This is a genomic window from Pseudomonas sp. P110(2024) (assembly GCF_057480795.1).
Map to the genome: position 1 here is coordinate 1 of NZ_JBLIYT010000010.1, position 23,085 is coordinate 23,085.

Annotated in this window: 18 protein-coding genes; 5 read left to right on the plus strand and 13 right to left on the minus strand. The window is 65.2% G+C overall.

Features of this window, described 5'->3' with window-relative positions; translation table 11 throughout:
* Positions 1-886: 886 nt before the first annotated feature.
* The gene (locus AC25ND_RS16615) at positions 887-1,528 is read right to left on the minus strand and encodes a TetR/AcrR family transcriptional regulator (protein ID WP_062361408.1); all 642 of its coding nucleotides are present in this window, start codon (positions 1,526-1,528) and stop codon (positions 887-889) included.
* A 171-nt stretch (positions 1,529-1,699) separates the two neighbouring features.
* On the opposite strand from AC25ND_RS16615, the gene AC25ND_RS16620 reads away from it, so the two are divergent.
* Positions 1,700-2,800, plus strand: coding sequence for an efflux RND transporter periplasmic adaptor subunit (locus AC25ND_RS16620; RefSeq protein WP_062361406.1), 1,101 nt, complete (start codon positions 1,700-1,702; stop codon positions 2,798-2,800).
* Positions 2,801-2,806: 6 nt separating this feature from the next.
* Positions 2,807-5,872: an efflux RND transporter permease subunit gene (locus AC25ND_RS16625; RefSeq protein ID WP_062361404.1), complete on the plus strand. Its 3,066-nt coding sequence runs from the start codon at positions 2,807-2,809 to the stop codon at positions 5,870-5,872.
* A gap of 66 nt (positions 5,873-5,938) precedes the next feature.
* Here AC25ND_RS16625 and AC25ND_RS16630 read toward each other — a convergent pair whose 3' ends face one another.
* Positions 5,939-6,628 (minus strand): DUF4197 domain-containing protein, encoded by a 690-nt coding sequence (locus AC25ND_RS16630; RefSeq protein ID WP_028690693.1) that lies wholly within the window; start codon positions 6,626-6,628, stop codon positions 5,939-5,941.
* 65 nt (positions 6,629-6,693) lie between these two features.
* Positions 6,694-9,183, minus strand: a complete 2,490-nt coding sequence (gene plsB / locus AC25ND_RS16635) for a glycerol-3-phosphate 1-O-acyltransferase PlsB (protein ID WP_028690692.1) — start codon at positions 9,181-9,183, stop codon at positions 6,694-6,696.
* 228 nt (positions 9,184-9,411) lie between these two features.
* On the opposite strand from plsB, the gene AC25ND_RS16640 reads away from it, so the two are divergent.
* Positions 9,412-9,621, plus strand: coding sequence for a cold-shock protein (locus tag AC25ND_RS16640; RefSeq protein WP_011535295.1), 210 nt, complete (start codon positions 9,412-9,414; stop codon positions 9,619-9,621).
* Positions 9,622-9,685: 64 nt separating this feature from the next.
* Here the strand turns inward: AC25ND_RS16640 and AC25ND_RS16645 are convergent, their stop codons facing one another.
* The 4 genes from AC25ND_RS16645 to AC25ND_RS16660 all read right to left on the minus strand — a co-directional run bounded on the left by AC25ND_RS16645 (position 9,686) and on the right by AC25ND_RS16660 (position 14,835).
* Entirely contained in the window at positions 9,686-10,063 is a 378-nt protein-coding gene (locus AC25ND_RS16645) for a hypothetical protein (RefSeq protein WP_028690691.1), read from the minus strand.
* Between the two features lie 17 nt (positions 10,064-10,080).
* Positions 10,081-10,893 (minus strand): putative RNA methyltransferase, encoded by an 813-nt coding sequence (locus AC25ND_RS16650; protein WP_028690690.1) that lies wholly within the window; start codon positions 10,891-10,893, stop codon positions 10,081-10,083.
* A complete protein-coding gene (gene dapE / locus AC25ND_RS16655) occupies positions 10,893-12,044 on the minus strand; it encodes a succinyl-diaminopimelate desuccinylase (RefSeq protein WP_236179303.1) in 1,152 nt (383 codons plus the stop codon). The genes AC25ND_RS16650 and dapE overlap by 1 nt, the downstream gene beginning before the upstream one ends.
* A 199-nt stretch (positions 12,045-12,243) precedes the next feature.
* Positions 12,244-14,835, minus strand: a complete 2,592-nt coding sequence (locus AC25ND_RS16660; RefSeq protein WP_028690688.1) for a glycosyltransferase — start codon at positions 14,833-14,835, stop codon at positions 12,244-12,246.
* 287 nt (positions 14,836-15,122) lie between these two features.
* On the opposite strand from AC25ND_RS16660, the gene tcdA reads away from it, so the two are divergent.
* Positions 15,123-15,932, plus strand: coding sequence for a tRNA cyclic N6-threonylcarbamoyladenosine(37) synthase TcdA (gene tcdA / locus AC25ND_RS16665; RefSeq protein ID WP_062361401.1), 810 nt, complete (start codon positions 15,123-15,125; stop codon positions 15,930-15,932).
* Positions 15,933-15,971: 39 nt separating this feature from the next.
* Here the strand turns inward: tcdA and AC25ND_RS16670 are convergent, their stop codons facing one another.
* From AC25ND_RS16670 to AC25ND_RS16685, 4 genes are all read right to left on the minus strand, one after another.
* On the minus strand, positions 15,972-16,382 hold the full coding sequence (locus AC25ND_RS16670; protein WP_486976449.1) for a SufE family protein: 411 nt from the start codon (positions 16,380-16,382) through the stop codon (positions 15,972-15,974).
* Complete coding sequence (locus AC25ND_RS16675) at positions 16,379-17,584, minus strand: cysteine desulfurase (RefSeq protein ID WP_186596857.1); 1,206 nt, start codon at positions 17,582-17,584, stop codon at positions 16,379-16,381. Before AC25ND_RS16675 ends, AC25ND_RS16670 begins: the two co-directional genes overlap by 4 nt.
* Positions 17,585-17,675: 91 nt before the next feature.
* A complete protein-coding gene (gene dapD, locus AC25ND_RS16680) occupies positions 17,676-18,710 on the minus strand; it encodes a 2,3,4,5-tetrahydropyridine-2,6-dicarboxylate N-succinyltransferase (RefSeq protein WP_028690684.1) in 1,035 nt (344 codons plus the stop codon).
* Between the two features lie 42 nt (positions 18,711-18,752).
* Positions 18,753-19,100 carry an ArsC family reductase gene (locus AC25ND_RS16685; protein WP_028690683.1) on the minus strand — a complete coding sequence of 116 codons (348 nt, stop codon included), beginning with the start codon at positions 19,098-19,100 and terminating at the stop codon, positions 18,753-18,755.
* Between the two features lie 280 nt (positions 19,101-19,380).
* Here AC25ND_RS16685 and AC25ND_RS16690 point away from each other — a divergent pair, with 280 nt between their 5' ends.
* Positions 19,381-21,027, plus strand: a complete 1,647-nt coding sequence (locus tag AC25ND_RS16690) for a Na+/H+ antiporter (RefSeq protein WP_028690682.1) — start codon at positions 19,381-19,383, stop codon at positions 21,025-21,027.
* On the opposite strand, the gene AC25ND_RS16695 is transcribed toward AC25ND_RS16690, so the two are convergent.
* Together AC25ND_RS16695 and dapC are read right to left on the minus strand one after the other, a co-directional pair.
* Positions 21,028-21,765 carry a zinc metalloprotease gene (locus AC25ND_RS16695; RefSeq protein WP_062361395.1) on the minus strand — a complete coding sequence of 246 codons (738 nt, stop codon included), beginning with the start codon at positions 21,763-21,765 and terminating at the stop codon, positions 21,028-21,030. It lies immediately after the preceding gene.
* Between the two features lie 120 nt (positions 21,766-21,885).
* Positions 21,886-23,079, minus strand: coding sequence for a succinyldiaminopimelate transaminase (dapC, locus tag AC25ND_RS16700; protein WP_062361393.1), 1,194 nt, complete (start codon positions 23,077-23,079; stop codon positions 21,886-21,888).
* Between the last annotated feature and the right edge of the window lie 6 nt (positions 23,080-23,085).

The window sequence follows — 23,085 nt, forward strand, 5'->3', positions numbered from 1 at the left end:
GCGGGATGCGAGCCCAATAGACGCCGGATAGATTGAAGCAAGCCATCCATTCCATCTGATGAACAGTATTGCAAAAAATGGGGTGACCATAGATTGGTCTTGGCCAAAGTAACCAAAGCCGTTGCGCTCCATTCATCCGGCCCTGCGCTTCGCTCCGGGTTCCCTCACTCCGGCCTTGCTCCCGGGAGGGCCGCGCTGCAGGGCCCATCCTGGGCCCCAGCGCTTGACGGGCATCCATGGCCGTCACCTCCCTCCGCAAGACCTCCGTTCGGCCTCCTGAAGTCGCGAAGTTACGGGCGGCGCCTGGGTTGGCGCAGCTGTCGCTAGTTGCAGCTTAATTAATCTTTCGATCGCATCGCGGGGCAAGCCCGCTCCCACCCAACAGTCGACGTTATATATAATCCTGTAGGAGCGGGCTCGCCCCGCGGAAGGGCTGGAATAGCCAATGCATAATGAACTGTAAAACAACTAACTTCGCATTTCTTGCTCTTGCTCTTGCTCTTGCTCTTGCTTCTAAGCGCGCAATAGTCCAGGCGCCGCCAATTGCGACTTCAGGAGGCCGAGCGGAGTTCTTGCGGAGGGAGGTGACGGCCATGGATGGCCGTCAAGCGCTGCGCCCCAGGATGGGGCGTTCAGCGCGGTCCTCCCGGGAGCAAGAACGGAGCGAGGGAACCCCGAAGCGAAGCGTAGGGGCCGGATGAACGGAGCGGAACGGTTTTGCCTACTTTTGCCAAGACAAAAGTAGGCCGCCGTAAGGGCGGAAAGGTGACTAAATGTCGTTATCTTCTACGAATGCGCATAAAAAAATCAAAACAATCTCCCCGAACCCGAACCCGAACCCGAACCCGAACCCGAACCCGAACCCGAACCCGAACCCGAACCCGAACTACCCCCGAAAAGCCCGAACAAAAACCCCAACAGCCTCCCGCACATGCGCCTCAGCCTCATCCCCACTCAGCGCCTGCGCGCACCCCAGCAACAACCGATAATCCGGCGCCCCCTTCACCAGGCAGAAGAAATGCTCCGCCGCCCGCAACGGGTTGTCGATCCGCAGCAACCCCCGCTGGTCGACACAGTGCAGCAGCGCCGCCATCCCGGCCATCACCCGCTTCGGCCCCGCCTCGTAGAAATACTGCCCAAACCCCGGATCCTGGCTGCCGAGGGCAAAGATCAGGCGACTCAGCTTGACCGCCTCGTCACTGCTGATGAGCGCCTGGAACCCCCGGGCAATGTTGAGCAGCACATCCTCCACCGCCACCCCTTCCGGATACTCGAACATCAAGTCAGGCAACTGGTTCTGGCAGGTGGCCATGACCGCCGCGCCGAACAGCGTCTGCTTGTCGGTGAAATGGCTGTAGACGGTGAGTTTGGAAACACCTGCCGCCGCCGCGACCGCATCCATGCTGGTGTTGGCATAGCCAAGGCTGAGGAACAGGTGCTTGGCGGCTTCGAGAATGGCCTCGCGCTTGGCCAGGTCCTTGGGCCGGCCTGGGCCGATGGGTGCGTCGTTGGACATGAGGGACCGCATTCAATGTGAAAGAGGCACATCTTACCGGGTCGAGAAGGTGTCGGCTGCAGCATCCGTCGCAACACTATTATGGATTTTCTCTAACGCGCCCGCTTCCCCGGCCAGGTTCGCTGACTTAATATACTCGCCAGTATAAATATTCGATGCGCCCTCTGCCAAAGGTCATTCATCATGTTGCGTCGTGCGTTGTCCCTCGCTCTGCCGGCAGCCGCCGTGCTTCTGCTCTCCGCTTGCGGCCAGGAGGCCGCTTCACCTGTCGCGCCGCGCCCGGCGCTGGTGGTCCAGCCGCACCCCGCGCAGGCCTCGGCCGACAGCTATCCAGGCGAGGTGCGCGCGCGCTTTGAACCCGAACTGGCGTTTCGCATTGGCGGCAAGGTCAGCAAGCGCTTGGTGGAAGAGGGGCAGCGGGTCAAGGCCGAGCAGCCGCTGGCCGAACTCGATCCCCAGGACGTGCGCCTGCAACTGGAGGCCAACCGCGCCCAGCTGGCGGCGGCCGAGGCCAACCTGGCGCTGGTGCGCGCCGAGCGCGACCGCTACCAGAAGCTACTGGGCCGGCAGATGGTCAGCCGCTCCCAGTTCGACAACGCCGAGAACCTCTACCGTGCCGGCCAGGCGCGGCTGAAGCAGGCCAAGGCCGAGTTCGAAGTGGCCGGCAACCAGGCCGAGTACGCGGTGCTGCGCGCGCCCCAGGCCGGGGTGATTGCCAAGCGCCAGGTCGAGGTGGGCCAGGTAGTGGCCGCCGGGCAGACCGTGTTCACCCTCGCCGCCGACGGTGAGCGCGAAGTGGCCATCGGCTTGCCCGAGCAGCAGTTCGCCCGCTTTGCCGTCGGCCAGGCGGTGAGCGTGGAACTGTGGTCGCATCCTGACCGGCGTTTCGAGGGACTGATTCGCGAGCTCTCTCCGGCGGCGGACCCACGTTCGCGGACCTTTGCCGCACGCATCGCCTTCACCTCCAATGCCACGCCGGCCGAGCTTGGCCAGAGCGCCCGGGTGTTCATCGATCATGCCGAACGCTCGCCACTGGCGGTGCCGCTCTCGGCGGTGACCGCAGAGGCCGGGCAGGCCTATGTCTGGCGGGTCGGCAAGGATAATCGCCTGGAGCGTGCGCAGGTGCGCCTGGGCGCCTATGGCGCCGACAGCGTGCCGGTGCTCGAAGGACTGCAGCCCGGCGACTGGGTGGTCGCCGCGGGCGGTCATGTTCTGCGCGAAGGGCAACAGGTGCGGCCTGTGGACCGCAGCAATCGTGAAGTGAACCTGGCGGCCAAGGAGTAAGTCCCGATGGGTTTCAACCTTTCCGCCTGGGCGCTGCGCAATCGCCAGATCGTGTTGTTCCTGATGATCCTGCTGGCGGCGATCGGCGCCATGTCTTACACCAAGCTGGGGCAGAGCGAAGATCCACCCTTCACCTTCAAGGCCATGGTCATCCGCACCCTGTGGCCCGGGGCGACCGCCGAGGAAGTGTCGCGCCAGGTCACCGAGCGCATCGAGAAGAAGCTGATGGAGACCGGCGAGTACGAGCGGATCGTCTCGTTCTCGCGGCCCGGTGAGTCCCAGGTCACCTTCATGGCCCGTGACTCGATGCATTCCGCGGATATTCCCGAGCTGTGGTACCAGATCCGCAAGAAAGTCGCGGACATCAAGCACACCCTGCCGCCCGAGGCGCAGGGGCCGTTCTTCAACGACGAGTTCGGCACCACCTTCGGCAACATCTATGCCCTGACCGGCGCCGGCTTCGACTATGCCGTGCTCAAGGACTACGCCGACCGTATCCAGATCCAATTGCAGCGGGTCAAGGACGTGGGCAAGGTCGAGTTGATCGGCCTGCAGGACGAGAAGGTCTGGATCGAATTGTCCAACGTCAAGCTGGCCACCCTGGGCGTGCCGTTGGCCGCCGTGCAGCAGGCGCTGCGCGAGCAGAACGCGGTAAGTACAGCGGGCTTCTTCGAAACCGCAAGCGAGCGCCTGCAACTGCGGGTCAGCGGGCGCTTCGACAGCGTCGAGCAGATTCGCCAGTTCCCCATCCGCGTCGGTGACCGCACCTTCCGCATCAGCGATGTCGCCGACGTGCAGCGCGGTTTCAACGACCCACCCGCGCCGCGCATGCGCTTCATGGGCGAGGATGCCATCGGCCTGGCGGTGTCGATGAAGAACGGCGGTGACATCCTGGTGCTCGGCAAGGCCCTGGAAGCCGAGTTCGCCCGCCTGGCGCAGAGCCTGCCGGCGGGCATGGAGCTGCGCAAAGTGTCCGACCAGCCGGCGGCGGTGAAGGCCGGGGTCGGCGAGTTCGTGCAGGTGCTGATCGAGGCACTGGCGATTGTCCTGCTGGTGAGCTTCTTCTCCCTGGGCCTGCGTACCGGCCTGGTAGTGGCGCTGGCGATCCCACTGGTACTGGCCATGACTTTCGCCGCCATGCACTACTTTGGCATCGGCCTGCACAAGATCTCGCTGGGGGCGCTGGTACTGGCCCTGGGGCTGCTGGTGGACGACGCGATCATCGCGGTGGAGATGATGGCGATCAAGATGGAGCAGGGCTACGACCGGCTCAAGGCGGCGAGCTACGCCTGGACCAGTACCGCGTTCCCGATGCTCACCGGCACCCTGATCACCGCCGCCGGTTTCCTGCCGATCGCCACGGCGGCTTCGAGCACGGGGGAGTACACCCGCTCGATCTTCCAGGTGGTGACCATTGCCCTGCTGACCTCCTGGGTCGCCGCGGTGGTGTTCGTGCCTTACCTGGGCGAGCGCCTGTTGCCGGACCTGGCCAAGCTTCACGCGGCCCGCCATGGCGCCGACGGGCATGCCCCCGACCCCTATGCCACGCCGTTCTACCAGCGCGTCAGGCGGGTGGTGGAGTGGTGCGTGCGGCGGCGCAAGACGGTGATCGTGCTGACCATCGCCGCGTTCGTCGGCAGCATCCTGCTGTTCCGTTTTGTGCCGCAGCAATTCTTCCCGGCCTCCGGCCGGCCGGAGCTGATGGTCGACCTGAAACTGGCCGAAGGCGCTTCGCTGAACAACACCGCCGAACGGGTCAAGCAGCTGGAGGCGCTGCTCAAGCAGCAGGACGGCATCGCCAACTATGTCGCCTACGTCGGCACTGGCTCGCCGCGCTTCTACCTGCCGCTGGACCAGCAACTGCCGGCGGCGAGCTTTGCCCAGTTCGTGGTGTTGGCCAAGTCGCTGGAGGACCGTGAGCGTCTGCGCAGCTGGCTGATCGGCACCCTCGAGCAGCAGTTCCCGGACCTGCGCTCGCGGGTCACGCGCCTGGAGAACGGCCCGCCCGTGGGCTATCCGGTGCAGTTCCGCGTCACCGGCGAGCACATCGAGAAGGTCCGCGCCCTGGCTCGCGAGGTGGCGGCCAAGGTGCGCGAGAACCCCCATGTGGTCAACGTGCACCTGGACTGGGAAGAGCCGAGCAAGGCGGTGTACCTGGATATCGACCAGGACCGTGCCCGGGCGCTGGGAGTGAGCACCGCGCACCTGTCGAGCTTCCTGCAGAGCTCGCTGACTGGCAGCAACGTCAGCCAGTACCGCGAGGACAACGAGCTGATCGAGATCCTCCTGCGCGGCACCCCGGAGGAGCGGCGCGAGTTGGGTAACCTGGGCAGCCTGGCGGTACCCACCGACAACGGCCAGAGCGTGGCCCTGTCGCAGGTGGCGACCCTGGAATACGGCTTCGAGGAAGGCATCATCTGGCACCGTAACCGCTTGCCCACTGTCACCGTGCGCGCCGATATCTACGACAAGGAGCAGCCGGCGACCCTGGTCAAGCAGATCCAGCCGACCCTGGCCCAGATCAAGGACGAGTTGCCCGATGGCTACCTGCTGGAAGTGGGCGGCACAGTGGAGGACTCCGAGCGTGGCCAGCGCTCGGTGAACGCCGGCATGCCCTTGTTCATCGTGGTGGTGCTGAGCCTGCTGATGATCCAGCTGCGCAGTTTCTCGCGGATGTTCATGGTGTTCCTCACCGCGCCCCTGGGGCTGATCGGCGTGACCCTGTTCCTGCTGGTGTTCCGCCAGCCGTTCGGCTTCGTCGCCATGCTCGGGACCATCGCCCTGGCGGGGATGATCATGCGTAACTCGGTGATCCTGGTAGACCAGATCGAACAGGATATCGCCGCCGGGATGGCGCGTTGGCAGGCGATCATCGAGGCCACGGTGCGGCGCTTCCGGCCGATCGTGCTGACCGCGCTGGCGGCGGTGCTGGCGATGATTCCGCTGTCGAGGAGCGTGTTCTACGGGCCGATGGCGGTGGCGATCATGGGTGGGTTGATCGTCGCCACGGTGTTGACCCTGTTGTTCCTGCCGGCGTTGTATGCGGCGTGGTTCAGGGTCAGGAAGGACTGACAACATCGCGGGTCAAGCCCGCTCCCACGGTGGGAGCGGGCTTGACCCGCGATCGGAACCGACGCCTCAGAGTGCGCCGAACACCTTCTTGGCCAGGCTGGTCGCGGCACCGGCCGGGTTCTGGCGAATGCTCTCTTCCTGCTTGGCGATCATCTCGAACAGACCGTCCAGCGCCTTCTCGGTCACGTAGTTCTCGATGTTGGCGCTCTTGGCGTCGACCACGCCCAGGCCTGCGGCCTGCCCGGCGAAGTTGTTGTACTGCTGGGCCAGGCCGACCTTGTCGGTGGCCTGCTTGACGATCGGCAGGAACTTGGCGCGGATCTGCTCGCGGCTGCTCTTGTTCAGGTACTGGGTGGCCGAGTCCTGGCCGCCGCTGAGGATGCCTTTGGCATCGGTCACGGTCATCTTCTTCACCGCGTCCACCAGGATCGCCTGGGCTTGCGGCACAGCGGCCTCGGCGGCCTTGTTCATGCTGGTCTCCAGGGCTTCGACCTGTTCACCCTTGCCGAACATCTTCATGGCCTTGGCGGCCTTGCCGAGGTTGCCCGGCAGCTCGATGCGCACGTCGGGGTTGTTGCTGAAACCGCCGGGGGTGCTCAATTGCTTGACGGCGATCTGCGCGCCTTGGGTGAGGGCGTCCTTCAGGCCGCCGGAGGCGTCGCTCTGGGACAGGTCGCCCAGCGACAGGGCCAGGGCGCTGGCCGACAGCAGCAGGCCGGCGCACAGGGTGGTGAAGCGCAAGGAGGAGCGAATCATGGGGATTTCCTTATGGGCAGAATGGAGCAGGTTCAGCGTATCGGGTAGACCGGGATCGGGCCAGTTCACTCAACCGCCACAGGTTCCGGTGTTTCATCGCGGTGCAAGGCTACCTGGCGGATCGACAGGCGCAGCTCCGCCGACAGTACCCGCTTGGCCACGCCTTCGGCCAGCTCGGCGAGCTTGTCGTGGTAGCCCAGCTTGCCATCGGTGTCCGGCTGCAGCACGCCTTCGCGCACCAGGGTCTGGATGAAGTGGCGGAACAGGGTCTTGTCGAAGAACTCCGGGGCGTTCAGGCCATGCAGGATCGACAGGCGCTGGGCCATCATCACACACAGCTCCTCCAGCTCCTCGGCACTCAGCGTGTGCTGGCCGCTGTTGAGCAGCAACGAGGTGGCCATGTAGAAGCGCTGCAGGGTCTGGGTGATGGTGCGCGCCAGCAGCGTCAGCAGGACGAACTGCCGCGAGCTGGGGGCCGGGCGCATGTAGATGTCCTGCTCCCGGCGTAGCAGCCCCTGCTCGACCAGCGCTGTCAGCCATTGGTCGATCACCTCGTCCAGTTGCTCGGGCGTCCAGCGCAGGAACAGCTCGGCCTGCAGGTACGGATACAACGCTCGCACGTACTGGCCCAGCAGGTCGCGGCTCATGCGCGAGCTGCTGAGGAAGAAGCTCGCCAGCAGCCCCGGTAGGGCGAAGATGTGCAGCACGTTATTGCGGTAGTAGGTCATCAGCACCGCGTTGGCTTCGTCCAGGTAGAGGATCCGGCCCAGCGCATCCTTCTGCTCGGCCAGCAGGTCCATGCCCAGCACGTGGTCGATCAGCGCCTTGCCGTCACCTTCTGGCAGGGTGGTGTGCGGCGAGTAGGGCACCTGGCGCAGCAGGGTCAGGTACAGGTCGAGCACGCGGGTCAGGGCGCGCTCGTCCAGGGCCAAGCGGCTGGTCGACAGCAGGGCCAGAGCCACCAGGTTGACCGGGTTGATCGCCGCAGCTTCGTTCAGGTGACGGGCGACGGTCTCACCCAGGCGGGTGGTGGTGTCGTTGAGCCAGGCCGGTCGGAACTGCGGGCCGAGCGGCTGATCGCGCCAGCCGGGCTGCTGTTCGTCGAGGAAGCTATTGAGGCGGATCGGCTCGCCGAAGTTGACGTAGACCTGGCCGAAGCGCTGCTTGAGCGCGCCGATGACCTTGAAGATGTCGAAGATCGATTCTTTCTTCTTGCTGGCGCCGCGCAGTTCGCCCAGGTAGGTGCGGCCTTCGAGCACCCGCTCGTAGCCGATGTACACCGGGACGAAGACGATCGGCGTGCGCGAGGAGCGCAGGAAGCTGCGCAGGGTGATCGCCAGCATGCCGGTGCGCGGCTGCAGCATGCGCCCGGTGCGCGAACGGCCGCCCTCGACGAAGTACTCCACCGGGAAACCCTTGGTGAACAGGGTGTGCAGGTACTCGTTGAACACCGCGGTGTACAGCGGGTTGCCCTTGAACGTGCGGCGCATGAAGAAGGCGCCGCCGCGGCGCAGCAGGCCGCCGATCACCGGCATGTTGAGGTTGATGCCGGCGGCGATGTGCGGCGGCGTCAGGCCATTGCGGAACAGCAGGTAGGACAGCAGCAGGTAGTCGATGTGGCTGCGGTGGCAGGGCACGTAGATCACCTCGTGACCGGGGGCGATGCCCTGCACCTGCTCAATGTGGTTGACCTTGATGCCGTCGTAGATCTTGTTCCAGAACCAGCTGAGCACCACTTCGAGGAAGCGGATGGCGGTGTAGGTGTAGTCCGAGGCGATCTCGTTGCCGTAGTGCAGCGCCTTGGCCTCGGCCTTGGCGTAGGGGATCTTCTCGCGGTCGGCCTCGTCGCTGATGGCCTGGCGCACCAGCGGGTCGTGCACCAGGCCCTTGACCAGGTTGCGTCGGTGCGAGATGTCGGGGCCGATCACCGCGGTCTTCAGGTTGCGGAAATGCACGCGCATCATGCGCTGGGCCATGCGCACGGTGCGCTCGTGGCCCTTGTTGTGCTGCACCAGTTCGCGCAGGTGGATCGGCGCGGAGAACTGCACCCGGGTCTTGCGCCCCAGGATCAGCACGCTGAGCAGGCGGCGCAGGCGGCCGGTGACGGCCCAGCTGTCGGCGAACAGCAGCTTCCACGGACTCGACTCGCTGGCGGGGGTCTGGCCCCAGAACACGCTGACCGGAATGATTTGCGCGTCTTCCTCGGCGTGCTGGCTGATCGCCGCAACCAGGCGCTCCAGCGTCGGTGGCGCGCCGCGTTTGTCCTGGCGGCCGAGCCAGTCAGGCTCGGGGGTCAGGTAGAAGAACGCCGCAGGCTCCTGCAATGGGCCGACAGCCACCGGCAGCACTGGGCGTGGCAGCCCCGCCTTGGTGCACTCGTGGTCGATCACGGCCAGGTCGGTGAGCGACGGCGAGGAGAGGGCGTAGAACACCGGTCGGCTACGGTCGAGCTTGAGCGTCAGCGAGGATTGGTTGATGGTTTCGGAGCGCACCCACAGGTAGAGAACGCGACGCAGGGCGCCGAAGATGAGGCGGCGCAGGGGAGAACGGGTCATGGGGTGGGGCCCTGGGTGAAAGTTTTCGTGTTTTACAGCCCGTTAGTCTGCCGTATCTGCGTAAGTTCAGCAAAATTCGGCCAAAAATGACCCTGTCATGAATTTTTTTTGTTCCCTGTCATATACTCGGCCTGCCGCTTGCAGGATATTTGTGCAAGCTGCGTCGGCGCGGATGGTGAACCCGCGCCAGCAAGGCGATCTTCAAAATAAAAATCCGGAGTAGTTCAGATGTCGTCTCGTGAGACTGGGAATGTGAAGTGGTTCAACGATGCCAAGGGTTATGGCTTCATTCAGCGCGAAGGTGGTGCGGACGTGTTCGTCCACTATCGGGCTATCCGCGGTGAGGGGCATCGCACCCTGGTCGAAGGGCAGCAGGTCGAGTACGCCCTCGTGCAAGGCCAGAAAGGCCTGCAGGCCGAGGACGTGGTAGGGCTCTGAGCCTCGAGGCTTAACGCTCAAGCTGCAAGTTGACCGTGGAACTTGCAGCCTGATGCGAACGCCTTCAGTGAGTGCGCCAGGTGATTTCCTGTTCACCGTCGGCGCTGATGCGGATCCAACGGTCTGCATCTTCTTCCCCGTCTTCCTCCGTCCAGCTGCCTGGCGCGCAACGCACTTCGACGTTGAGCGCGGCAAATGCCGCCCGGGCGCAGGCGATGTCGTCGGCCCACGGGGTCTGGTCGCTTTCCAGGTACAGGCTGTTCCATTTTCCCACAGCCTTCGGTAACCAAGTGACCGGAATGTTACCGGCCGTGCACTTGAAGGTCTGGCCCTTCTGCTTCCATTCGCTGCACGGCCCCAGGGCCTGGGTGAGCCAGTCGGCGATCTGCTTGTGGTCGACGTCGTCGTCCTTGAGGTAGATCTCGATATCGGGTTGACGCATGGGGGGCTCCAGTGTGCTCAGTCTTGGCGCACGAAATAGTCATAACGCATGGAAACGGTGACCTCGAAGGGTTCGGGCTGGTCGATCACCCGCGCGCGCTTCTCGGCGCTGGCGCGCCAGCCGTGCGGGGTCATGGCCAGCAGGTCGGCGCGGGCCTTGGCGTCGGCCAGGGTCAGGCGGAACTCGAGAATCTCGCCGTGGGCGTGGGCCATGCCTTCGGGGACCAGGGCCAGGTGCTTGTCGTCGGCGTAAGGGCGCACTTCATCGTAGAGCACCTCGCGCAGTTCCATCAGGTGGCCGCTGGTTGGGCCGACCCGCATCAGGCCGCCGCCGGGTGCCAGCAGGCGCTTGGCCTCCTGCCAGTCGAGCGGGCTGAACACGCTGGCGATGAAACCGCAGCTGGCATCGGCCATGGGCACTCGGGCCATGCTGGCGACCATCCAGGTCACCTCGGGGGCGCGGCGGCAGGCGCGCTTGACCGCCTCGCGGGAGATATCCAGGGCGTAGCCGTCGGCCGCCGGCAAGGCCTGGGCGATCTGCGCGGTGTAGTAGCCTTCGCCGCAGCCGATGTCCAGCCAGGCCTGGGGCTGGCGCTCGGCGGCCAGTTGCGCCAGGCGCCGGGCCACCGGCGCATAGTGGCCGGCGTCGAGGAAGTCGCGGCGGGCTTCGACCATGGCCTGGTTATCGCCCGGATCGCGGCTGTTCTTGTGCTGCACCGGCAGCAGGTTCAGGTAGCCCTGGCGGGCGCGGTCGAAACGGTGGCCGGCGGGGCAGGCCACGCCATTGTCGAGTCGCGCCAGGGGGGCCTGGCAGAGTGGGCAGGCGAGCATCAGGCGAGCAACCGCACCAGGGTCTGGTAGTAGATTTCGGTCAGCAGGTCGAGGTCGCTGGCCAGGATGCGTTCGTCCACCTGGTGGATGGTGGCGTTGACCGGACCGAGCTCGACCACCTGGGTGCCCATGGTGGCGATGAAGCGGCCGTCGGAAGTGCCGCCGCTGGTCGACGGACGGGTCTCGCGACCGGTGACCGCCTTGATGCTCGACGACACCGCATCGAGCAGGTCGCCCGGCTCTGTGAGGAACGGCAGGCCCGACAGCGCCCAGTCGATGCTCCATTCCAGCTGATGCCTGTCGAGGATCGCCGCGACGCGCTGCTGCAGGCCCTCGACCGTCGATTCTGTGGAGAAGCGGAAGTTGAACAGCGCGGTCAGCTCGCCCGGGACCACGTTGGAGGCTCCGGTGCCGGAGTTGAGGTTGGAGATCTGGAAGCTGGTCGGCGGGAAGAACGCGTTGCCTTCGTCCCAGTGCTCGGCGGCAAGTTCCGCCAGGGCCGGCGCGGCCAGGTGGATCGGGTTGCGCGCCAGATGCGGATAGGCCACGTGGCCTTGCTTGCCGCGCACGGTCAGCTTGGCGCCAAGCGAGCCGCGACGGCCGTTCTTGACCACGTCACCGAGCAGGGTGGTGCTGGACGGCTCGCCGACGATGCACCAGTCCAGGCGTTCGTTGCGTGCCTTGAGGCGCTCGACCACGGCCTTGGTGCCATGGTGGGCCGGGCCTTCCTCGTCGCTGGTGATCAGGAAGGCGACCTTGCCGCGATGGTTCGGGTAGTCGTGCACGAAGCGCTCGCTGGCCACCACCATGGATGCCAGGCTGCCCTTCATGTCGGCGGCGCCACGTCCGCAGAGCATGCCGTCGGCATCGATCAGCGCCTCGAACGGCTCATGCTGCCATTGCTGCACCGGGCCGGTGGGGACCACGTCGGTGTGGCCGGCGAAGCACAGCACCGGGCCATCCTGGGTGCCATGGGTGGCCCAGAAATTGTCGACGTCCTCGATACGCATTGGCTCGAGCTGGAAGCCGACGGCGCCCAGGCGGTTCATCATCTGGGTCTGGCAGTCGGCATCGACCGGGGTGACCGAGGGGCGACGGATCAGGTCGCAGGCCAGTTGCAGGGTAGGCGAGAGCTCGGCTGGGGCCGTCATTGAGGGACTCCGGGGCATGGCAAGGCGGGAAACTGAGGGGCGTTATCTTATATCAAACTGACGGGCCGATGGGGCCGCTGTGCGGCCCTTTCGCGACACAAGGCCGCTCCCACAGGAGTTGCACAGGCCTTCTGGGCTGCGGTGATCCTGTGGGAGCAGCCTTGTGTCGCGAAAGGGGCACAACGCGCCCCCGGCGATCTCAAGCCTGTTGTGGCTCTGCAACCTTTTCGGAGGGCTTGGGCAACGACGACAGCAACGCCATCACCAGCGCCGCCAGGTATGGCAACGACTGCACCAGCAGCATCGCTACCCAGAAGCGCATGTCCGAACTCGGCAGCCCCTGTACCAGGTAGATCCCCAGTGCAGCACCCCACAACAACAACATGATGAACAGTTCTTCGCGGGCCTCGGAGATCGCCACCAGCACACCGTGGCTGTCGGCATTCTTTGGCGTGCGGAAGAACGGCATGCTGCTGGTGAAGAACCCGTACAGCACCGCCTTGGCGATGGTGTGCGACAGCGCCAGCCCCGCCAGCGCGGCGGCGAAGGCATCCTTCAGGTTGACGCCCACCGCGCGGCGGTAGAGGAAGACGATCTTGCCGACCTTGAAGAAGAACAGCGCCAGCGGCGGAATGGCGAACATCATCAGCGGCGGGTCGACCCGGTGCGGCACGATGATCATCGCCGCCGACCACAGCAGCGCGCCGACGGTGAAGAAAATGTTCATGCCATCGGCAATCCAAGGCAGCCAGCCGGCCAGGAAGTGGTAGCGCTGGCCACGGGTCAGCTCGCTGCCCTTGCCACGCAGCAGGGCGCCGGCGTGGTGCTTGATGATCTGGATGGCGCCGTAGGCCCAGCGGAAGCGCTGCTTCTTGAAGTCGATGAAGGTGTCGGGCATCAGGCCCTTGCCGTAGCTGTTGTGGGCGTAGGCCGCCGACAGACCCTTCTCGAACACGCGCAGGCCAAGCTCGGCATCCTCGCAGATGCACCACTCGGCCCAGCCCAGTTCATCGAGCACGCTGCGCCTGGTCATGGTCATGGTGCCGTGCTGGATGATCGCGTCACGGTCGTTGCGGGTGACCATGCCGATATGGAAGAAGCCCTTGTATTCGCTGTAGCACAGCTTCTTGAACGCGCTCTCGTGTTGGTCGCGGTAGTCCTGGGGCGATTGCACCACGGCGATCTTCGGGTCGGCGAAGTGCGGCACCATGTGCTTGAGCCAATTGCGGTCGACACAGTAGTCGGAGTCGATCACCGCGATCACCTCGGCGTCCTTGGCCGTGTGCGGGATCAGGTAGTTCAGCGCGCCGCCCTTGAAGCCGGCCAGTGGCGCGACGTGGAAGAACCTGAAGCGCTCGCCGAGCTTCTCGCAGTGGGCCTTGAGCGGTTCCCACACGGCTGGGTCCTTGGTGTTGTTGTCGATCACCAGCACTTCGTAGTCCGGGTAGTCCAGCGCGGCGAGGGCATCCAGGGTCTGCTTCACCATCTCCGGCGGCTCGTTGTAGCACGGCACGTGCACCGAGACCTTCGGGCGATAGGCGCTGTCGCCCTGCACGGGCAGGAACTCACGGCGGCGCTTGTGGATCCACACTGCCTCGGCCAGTTCGTGGGCCTCGGTCAGCAGCACGATGAACACCCCGAGGGCGCCCAGCGCCAGCAGTACACCGACCGTCAGGCTGAACCAGGTGCTGTACTGCTGGCTGTAGTCGTAGGCGATCCACACCAGCACCGACCCGCACAGGAAGGTGATGAAGGTGAGGAAGGTACGCCCGCGCTGGCGCAGGGCCGAGCCGTCGATCAGCAGGATGGCCAGGGCGATCATCGCCAGCACCACCGAGGCCACGGCCAGGGCGCGCCATTGCGGGATCGCCACGATCGGGCCTTCAAAGTTGAATTTCTGCTGGCGCTCGGCGTTGTACACGCCCCAATAGGCGCCCACCGAGCCTTCGTCGCTGGCCTTCCAAGGCTGGTCGTAGGCCTCGATGACGAAGTAGTTGTAGCCGCGGCGGTTGAGGGTGTTGACCAGGGTGCGCAGGTAGATGGCCTGGTCGGCCTGGGTGGCGTCGGCGCCGCCACGCATGCGGCCGTTGCTCGGCCAGCCGACCTCCGAGAGCAGCAGCGGCTTGCGTGGGAATTGCTTGCGCAACTCGCGGGCGCGGTCGAGGACGAACTGCACCGAGTCCTTCATGGGCACGAACTCCCAGTAGGGCAGGATGTGCGCGGCGATCAGGTCGACGTGTTTCGCCAGCTCCGGGTGCTCCTTCCAGATGTGCCACTGCTCACTGGTGGTCACCGGCACCTTGACCGCGGCACGGACCCGGTCGAGGTAGCCGATCAACTGCTCGGCGCTAACTTCCTCGCGGAACAACGCCTCGTTGCCGACGACCACCCGCACCACGCTGCGCGAAGTGTTGGCCAGGCCGATGGCCTTTTCGATCTCCCGCTCGTTGCGTTCCTGGTCGTTGCTGATCCAGATTCCCAGGGTGATGCGCAGGCCAAGCTCCTCGGCCAGGCGCGGCACCTCGGCCTGGGTACCTTCGACGGTGTAGATACGGATGTTGTCGGTCAGCTTGTTCAGTTGCTCAAGGTCCTGGCGGATCTCATCCTCGCTGGGGTACTGGCCCTTCTGTGGGCTTTGGCCGAGACGGAAGGGCGAGTAGGAAAAACCGGAAATCTGTTCCGGCCAGGCGGGGGCGGATACCGGGCGGTTGATCAAGGCCCAGAACCCGGTGAACAGCGCGGCGATGGCCAGGACCACTACCAGGTTGAGACCGAATTTGCGTGATGGCATAGGTGTTCGAGGTTCCGAAGAAGGGCGCGAGGCGTAGCCGCTGGGGCGTGGGTCCACGGATTCCGGGGAAGGTAACCCGTTGGATTATCGGCAGGGGATGTAGTTCTCAGTCCGCCTGCCTGCCGTCCAGATATAGTTACTTGATAGGACATTAAAGCAGGCTTGGTAGGACTTTTTCCAACCCGTGGCCGCTCTGGCATGTCCTGGCGGCATGATCGGGTGGCGCGCTTTGCCCGCGAACCCATGGCTTGGCCTATAATGCGCGCCGGTTTTTTCGGGGTATCAGCATGAGCACAGAAGATCCACGCTTTGCCGGCGTCGCCCGGCTCTACGGCGACGACGGTTTGCAACGCTTGCGCCAGGCCCATGTGGCCATCGTCGGCATTGGCGGCGTCGGTTCGTGGGCGGCCGAAGCGCTTGCCCGCAGCGGCGTGGGCGAGATCAGCCTGTTCGATCTGGACGATGTCTGCGTGAGCAACACCAACCGCCAGGCTCACGCCCTCGAAGGCCAGGTCGGCCGGGCCAAGGTCGAGGTGATGGCCGAGCGCCTGCGGGCGATCAACCCGGCCTGCACGGTGCACGCGGTGGCCGATTTCGTCACCCGCGAGACCATGGCCGAGCACATCACCGAGCAGATGGACTGCGTGATCGACTGCATCGACAGCGTGATGGCCAAGGCGGCGCTGATCGCCTGGTGCCGCCGCCGCAAGATTGCCATCGTCACCACCGGTGGCGCCGGCGGGCAGATCGATCCGACCCAGATCCAGATCGGCGACCTCAACAAGACCTTCAACGACCCGTTGGCTTCACGGGTGCGCTCGACCCTGCGCCGGGACTACAATTTCTCGCGCAACACCAGCCGCAACTATGGCGTGCCGTGCGTGTTTTCCAGCGAACAGCTGCGCTACCCCAAGGGCGACGGCAGCGTGTGCCTGCAGAAGAGCTTTGTCGGTGAAGGCGTGCGCCTGGACTGCGCCGGTGGATTCGGCGCGGTGATGATGGTGACCGCGACCTTCGGCATGGTCGCGGCGAGCAAGGCCGTGGAGAAGCTGGTGGCCGGGGCGCGGCGGCCTTCTGAGCGGATCAAGGCCGAATAGGTTATCGCGGGCTTGCCCCGCGATGAATCCAACAGCGATTCAGGCTTGGGTAGCGAGTTCGGCCATCTTTAGCAACACCGCATGCAGCCCATTGCTGCGCGACGGAGACAACTGCCGCTCAAGCCCCAACTGGGTAAACCAGGCGCTCAGGTCGAGCGCTGCCAATCGATCGCTCGCCAAGCCCTGCACCCGCACTAGCAACAGTGCAAGCAAGCCGCGCAACAGCCGTGCATCACTAGCGGCTTTGAAATGCCACTGACCCTTTTCTTGTTGGGCCACCAGCCACACCAGGCTCTCGCAGCCATGCACTCGGTTGGCCTCGATCTTCTCGCTGTCGTCCAGCGGCTCCAGCCGATCACCCCATTGCATCAGCAACCGCGCCCGCTGCTCCCAACCGCGCGCTTGCTTGAAGCTCTCCAGCGCCTGGCTGGCCTCGGCCGACAGGCTCATCGCAGCAGCTCCAGGCCCTGATCGAGTGCGTCGAAGAACCGTTGCAGGTCGTCGCTGTCGCTGTAAAGCCCCAGCGACACGCGGATCGCGCCGTCCAGGCCCAGATGCCTGAGCAGCGGCATGGCGCAATGATGCCCGGCGCGCACGGCGATGCCCTGTTCGGTCAGCAGATGGGCAATATCGGCGTTGTGCACCCCGTCAATGACGAAGCTGGCGAGTGCCGCGTGCGGTGAGCCAAGCAGGCGAACCCCCTCGCGATCGGCCAGGCCGCGCACCAGGTGCTGGTGCAAGGTGGCCTCATGGGCGGCCACGGCATTGGCATCAAGGCTGGCCAGGTAGTCCAGGGTGGCGCCCAGGCCAATGACACCGGCGATCGGCGGCGTGCCGGCCTCGAATCCCAGCGGTGCCGGGCGGAAGCTGGCCTCCTGGTAGTCCGCCAACTGCACCATCTCGCCGCCGTACTGCCAGTGGCGCAGCAGTGCCAGCGCCTGCTGGCGACCGTACAGCACGCCGACGCCATCCGGGCCGTACAGCTTGTGGCTGGAGAACACATAGAAGTCGCAGTCCAGCTGCTGCACATCGTGGCGCCCGTGGACCACGCCCTGGGCGCCATCGACCACGCTCAGCACGCCCTGGGCGCGGGCATGGGCCAGCAACGGCGCCAGAGGCTGCCAGGTCCCCAGCACATTGGACAGTTGGCTGATCGCCAGCACGCGGGTGCGCGGGCCGATCAGTTGCAGCGCTTGTTCCAGATCTACCTGCCCCAGATCGTTCACCGGCAGTACTACCAGGCGCAGCTGACGTCGGTGCGCCAACTGTTGCCAGGGCAGGAGATTGGCGTGGTGTTCCAACGCGCTGACGACAATCTCGTCACCGGCCTCGAAGCGGTGCTCCAGGCCATAGGCCAGCAAGTTCAGGGCCGAGGTAGCACCATGGGTGAAGACGATCTGCCGCGCGTCGGCGGCATTGAGCCAGGCAGCGAGCTTGTCGCGAGTGCCCTCGAAGGCTTGGGTGGCCAGGGCGCCGGGCAGGTGCTGGGCGCGGTGCACGTTGGCGGCGCCATGGCCATAGTAATGACCCAGGGCATCCAGCAGAGCCTGGGGCTTCTGGGTGGTGGCGGCGCTGTCCAGGTAGGTCTGGTGCTGCCGTTGCAGGGCGCCGATGGCGGGGAAATCGGCACGCCAGGGGGAGGGCTGGAACATGTTAGCGGGGCCTGGAAAGAAAAATCGGGTCTGCCCACAGGCAAAACCTGGGAGCAGACCCGATCTTATCACTTCAAACCCAGGCGGGTTCTCAGTTGTGCGCGTGCAGCGCCTCGTTCAGCTCGATGGCCGACTTGTGAGTCTTGCACTCCACCGCGCCATTGAGCGAGTTGCGACGGAACAGCAGGTCGGTCTGGCCGGCCAGGTCGCGGGCCTTGACCACCTTGACCAGCTGGTTGTTCTCGTCCAGCAGGTTCACCTTGGTCCCGGCGGTGATGTACAGGCCGGCCTCGACGGTGTTGCGGTCGCCCAGCGGGATGCCGATGCCGGCGTTGGCGCCAATCAGGCAGCCTTCGCCGACCTTGATGACGATGTTGCCGCCACCGGACAGGGTGCCCATGGTCGAGCAGCCGCCGCCCAGGTCCGAACCCTTGCCGACGAATACGCCGGCGGAGACGCGGCCTTCGATCATGCCCGGGCCTTCGGTGCCGGCGTTAAAGTTGACGAAACCTTCGTGCATGATGGTGGTGCCTTCGCCGATGTAGGCGCCCAGGCGCACGCGGGCGGTGTCGGCGATACGCACGCCGGCCGGCACGACGTAGTCGGTCATCTTCGGGAACTTGTCCACCGAGAACACTTCCAGCAGTTCGCCTTTCAGGCGCGCTTCCAGTTGCAACTCGGCCAGCTCGGCCAGGTCGACCGCGCCCTGGTTGGTCCAGGCGACGTTCGGCAGCAGCGGGAAGATGCCGGCCAGCGACACGCCGTGCGGCTTGACCAGGCGGTGCGACAGCAGGTGCAGCTTGAGGTAGGCCTCTGGGGTGGAGGTCAGCGCGCCGTCTTCGGCCAGCAGGGTGGCGACCAGCGGCTTGTGGCTTTCGGCCAGGCGGGTCAGCAGGGCGGCCTGGGCGGCATCGACGCCCTTGAGTGCGTCGGCCAGTTGGGCGGCCTGGGCGGTGGTGAAGGCGATGGCCTGGTTGCCCCCTTCGTAGCCCAGCACTGGTGCGACGGCTGCGACCAGCTCGGCGGATGGCTTGAGCACGGGTTGTGCGTAGAAGACTTCCAGCCAGGTGCCCTGGCGGTTCTGGGTGCCGACACCGAAGGCCAGGCTGAACAGCGATTGAGACATGCGATTACCTCGTACGAAAAGGGGATGGAGCGTAATGCGGGATCAGGCCAGCGCCGCGGCGTACAGGTCAGGCTTGAAGCCGACCAGGGTACGCTCGCCGAGGTCGAGCACCGGGCGTTTGATCATCGACGGTTGGGCGAGCATCAGTTCGACGGCCTTGGCCTGGTCGAGGTCGGCCTTGCTGGCGTCGTCGAGCTTGCGGAAGGTGGTCCCGGCGCGGTTCAGCACGACTTCCCAGCCATGTTCGTCGCACCAGCGGTTCAAGCTGTCGCGGTCGATGCCCTGGGTCTTGTAGTCGTGGAAGTCGTAGCCGATGGCCTTGTCTTCAAGCCAGGTGCGGGCCTTTTTCATGGTGTCGCAGGCTTTGATGCCGTAGAGAGTGTAAGCCATTGAATGCCTGGGGCTGCCTGGTCGGGCCAGGCGTCCCCGATGCTCCTTGAAGATTGGGTGGGCCGATTATGCGGTATCGATGGGGCTGGCGCCACGGCTGCGGGCTGGAAGGCGTCGCCGATGTGTTTCACCGCTTCTCGCGTAGCATTGTGTTACACATTCCCGGCCAGGCTGCGACTATCGTGCAGCGGTCCACGATAGCGAGTCCCCGCTAACATATTGTTTCAATGGCGAAGTTTCGCCTCGCTGTGGTTTCTCCGATCAAACAGGAAGCTTGCCGATGCAGTCAGCCTATACCGTTCTAATCCTGCTGATGCTGGTGAGCGTGTCGAAACTGGTCGGGCGGGTGCTGCCACTGCCCCTGCCGCTGGTGCAGATTGGCGCCGGCGCCTTGCTGGCCTGGCCGACCCTGGGCCTGCACGTGGCGCTGGACCCGGAGCTGTTCCTTTTCCTGTTCCTGCCGCCGCTGCTGTTCGCCGACGGCTGGCGCATGCCCAAGCGCGAACTGTGGCGTATCCGCGGGCCCGTGGTGGCGCTGGCGGTGGGGCTGGTGCTGTTCACCGTGGTCGGCGCCGGCTACTTCATCCACTGGCTGTTGCCGAGCATTCCGCTGGCGGTGGCCTTCGCCCTGGCGGCGGTGCTGTCGCCCACCGACGCCGTGGCCGTCTCGGCCATCACCCAGGACCGCCTGCCGACACCGCTGATGCACATGCTTCAGGGCGAGGCGCTGATGAATGACGCCTCGGGCCTGGTGACCTTCAAGTTCGCCCTGGTGGCGGCGATCACCGGAGTGTTCTCGTTGACCGAGGCCAGCCTGACCTTCATCCTGGTCGCCCTCGGCGGCCTGGCGGTGGGGGTGGCGCTGAGCTGGCTGGTCGGGCGCCTGCGTATGTGGATGATCACCCGCGGCTGGGACGACCCGGCGACTCACGTGGTATTCATGCTGCTGCTGCCCTTTGCCGCCTACGTACTGGCTGAACGGCTCGGCGTATCCGGCATTCTCTCGGCGGTGGCTGCCGGGATGATGCAGAGCTGGCTGGACCTGCTGCCCCGGCAGACCAGCACGCGCTTGCTCAATCGCAGTGTCTGGTCGCTGCTGGAGTTTGCCTTCAACGGCCTGATCTTCCTGCTGCTGGGGCTGCAATTGCCGGACATCATCAAGGCAGTGGTGACCGACGAAGCCGCAGCCTGGACGACCCTGGCCTGGCGCTGCCTGGATGTGGTGGCGATCTTCGCTGCGCTGGTGCTGTTGCGGTTCATCTGGGTGCAGAGCATCTGGCGGGCTATCGGCGTGGTCAGACGCTGGCGCGGCAAGCCTGCGCTGGTGCTGATGCCGACCGCGCGCTCCTGCTGGTTGCTGACCCTGGGCGGCGTACGTGGTGCTGTGACCCTGGCGGGCGTGATGTCGGTGCCGCTGCTGATCGGCGCGGGCAAGGCGTTTCCCGAGCGCGACCTGCTCATCTTCATCGCCGCCGGAGTGATTTTGCTGTCGCTGGTCAGCGCCTGTATTGCCTTGCCTCTCTTGCTGCGCGGGGTAACCAAGAGCCCGGACGAGCGCTTGCACCAGGAGGTGCAGGAGGCCTGGCGGCGCACCGCCGAGGCGGCGATCCATGCGCTTGAGGCCGAGGAGGTGATCGATGCCAACGCGCCGCAGGATGCCGCCCAGGCGACCCTGGCCACCGAGCTCAAGGCGCGGCTGATGGCCGAATACCGCGATGAGCTGGACAGCTACAACGACAGTGCCGAGGCCCGGGCGTTGGCCGAGCAGATGGATCTGCTCGAACGTCGTTTACGCCTGCGGGCCCTGCGTGCGCAGCGGCTGGAGTTGTACGAGTTGCATCGCCAGCACCTGGTCGGGGACGAAGTGGTGCGTCAGGTGCTAGGCGAGCTGGACCTGAGCGAGGCCAACCTCGGGCAGGTCCGCTAGTTATTGGCATGAAGCCGGATAGACCAGGCGCATGAAGCGCTTGTCCTTTTTGCTGATTTTCAGGTTATGGCTGCGCTTGAACGCGTGGCGCGTGAGTTTCTGCCTGATGGGGTAGTGCATGATCGACCGCCTGTCATAGGGCAGGATGAGCAGGTCGCCGTTGTCGGGCAAGGGCAGGAACTGAGTGGCAAGGTCCTCTTCGATCAGGTCGTCGAGGTCATTCGGGTTGTTGGCCTCGTCGGCCAGGACCACGGCCAGCATTTGGCGCACCGCGTCAAGGTCCCAGGGTATGTTGGCCCTTGGGTGTTGGTGCTCATGCTCCATCCCCAATGCGTGTCCGAACTCATGCAGTACGAACGGCTCGAACAGCGGGTCCGACAGCTTGACCCCCAATGCCATGGTGGCACCGCCCACGTCCAAGGCCTGGTTGCCCAGGAAACTGAAATTCACGCCCTCCTGCACATCGGTCTGGATGCGGATCTCGGCTTTGTCGACATCGTTGTCCAGGAGCTCGAAGTTCAGGTTGGCATATTTCAGCCATTGGCACGCGGTGTCGAAAATCGATTTCTTGAGCCAGGGGCATGGCGTGCCGATGAACGAGATCCTGAGTGTCTGGCCGGGGCGCCAGAATACAGAGTAATCGGCCACCGAGCGTTTCTTGCGCGGCTTCATCGCCTGGGACAGATGCAGCTTCTGGCGTAGACGGTAGATCGCGTTTGCCACGAGAGTATCGGACATGGTTGTGCACCTTCAGGGGTTGATAGGTGCCAACTATCGGTCGCCAGTGTTCTGCACCAGCGGTACTTAATGCTTGTCTCGATAGAGATTGCGCCCCCCTTTGAGGAGGGGCGCCTGCCATCAGCGGCCCAGGAACGCGCGAATCCGCTCGGCCGCCTCGATGCATTCGGCCAGCGGCGCGACCAGGGCCATGCGCACGCGCCCGGCGCCCGGATTGACTCCGTCTACTTCGCGGGACAGGTACGAACCCGGCACCACGGTCACATGCTCTGCCTCGAACAGGTCGCGGGTGAAGTCGGCATCGCTGCCCGGTACCTTGGCCCACAGGTAGAAACTGCCGTCCGGGCGTTGCACGTCGAGCACCGGCTGCAGGATGTCGAGCACGGCGTCGTACTTGGCGCGGTACTGGTCGCGGTTTTCGCGTACATGGGCCTCGTCCTGCCAGGCGGCGATGCTGGCCAGCTGGGTCTGCACCGGCATGGCGCAGCCGTGGTAGGTGCGGTACAGCAGGAACGGCTTGATGATTTCGGCGTCGCCGGCGACGAAGCCCGAGCGCAAGCCCGGCAAGTTGGAGCGCTTGGACAGGCTATGGAACACCACGCAGCGCTTGAAGTCATTTCGGCCCAGTGCCGCGCAGGCGCTGAGCAGGCCCGGTGGTGGCGCTTCCTCGTCGAAGTACAGCTCGCTGTAGCACTCGTCGGCGGCGATCACGAAGTCGTGCTCGTCGGCCAGGGCGATCAGCTTTTTCAGGGTGTCCATCGGCACCAGGGCGCCAGTGGGGTTGCCCGGGGAGCACAGGAACAGGATCTGGCAACGTTTCCAGACGTCGGCCGGCACGGCGTCGAAGTCCGGGTTGAAACCGTTGTTTTCCAGGCAGGGCAGGTAGTGCGGCGTGGCGCCGGCCAGCAGGGCCGCGCCTTCGTAGATCTGGTAGAACGGGTTGGGGCTGACCACCAGGCCGTCCGCGGAGCGATCGACCACGGCCTGGGTGAAGGCGAACAGCGCCTCGCGGGTGCCGTTGACCGGCAGGATATGGCGGTCGGCGTCCAGCCAGCCGACTGGCACGCCGAAGCGCCGCTCGCACCACTGGCCGATGGCCTGGCGCAGGGCCGGCAGGCCCAGGGTGCTGGGGTAGACCGCCAGCTTGTCGAGGTTGTCGGCCATGGCCTTGGCGACGAAGGCCGGCGATTCGTGCTTCGGCTCGCCGATTGACAGGGCGATCGGGCGTTTGTCCGCCGCCGGTTTCACGCTCCCCAGCAGGGCACGCAGTTTCTCGAACGGGTAGGGCTGGAGCTGGGTCAGTGCTGGGTTCATTGGCGC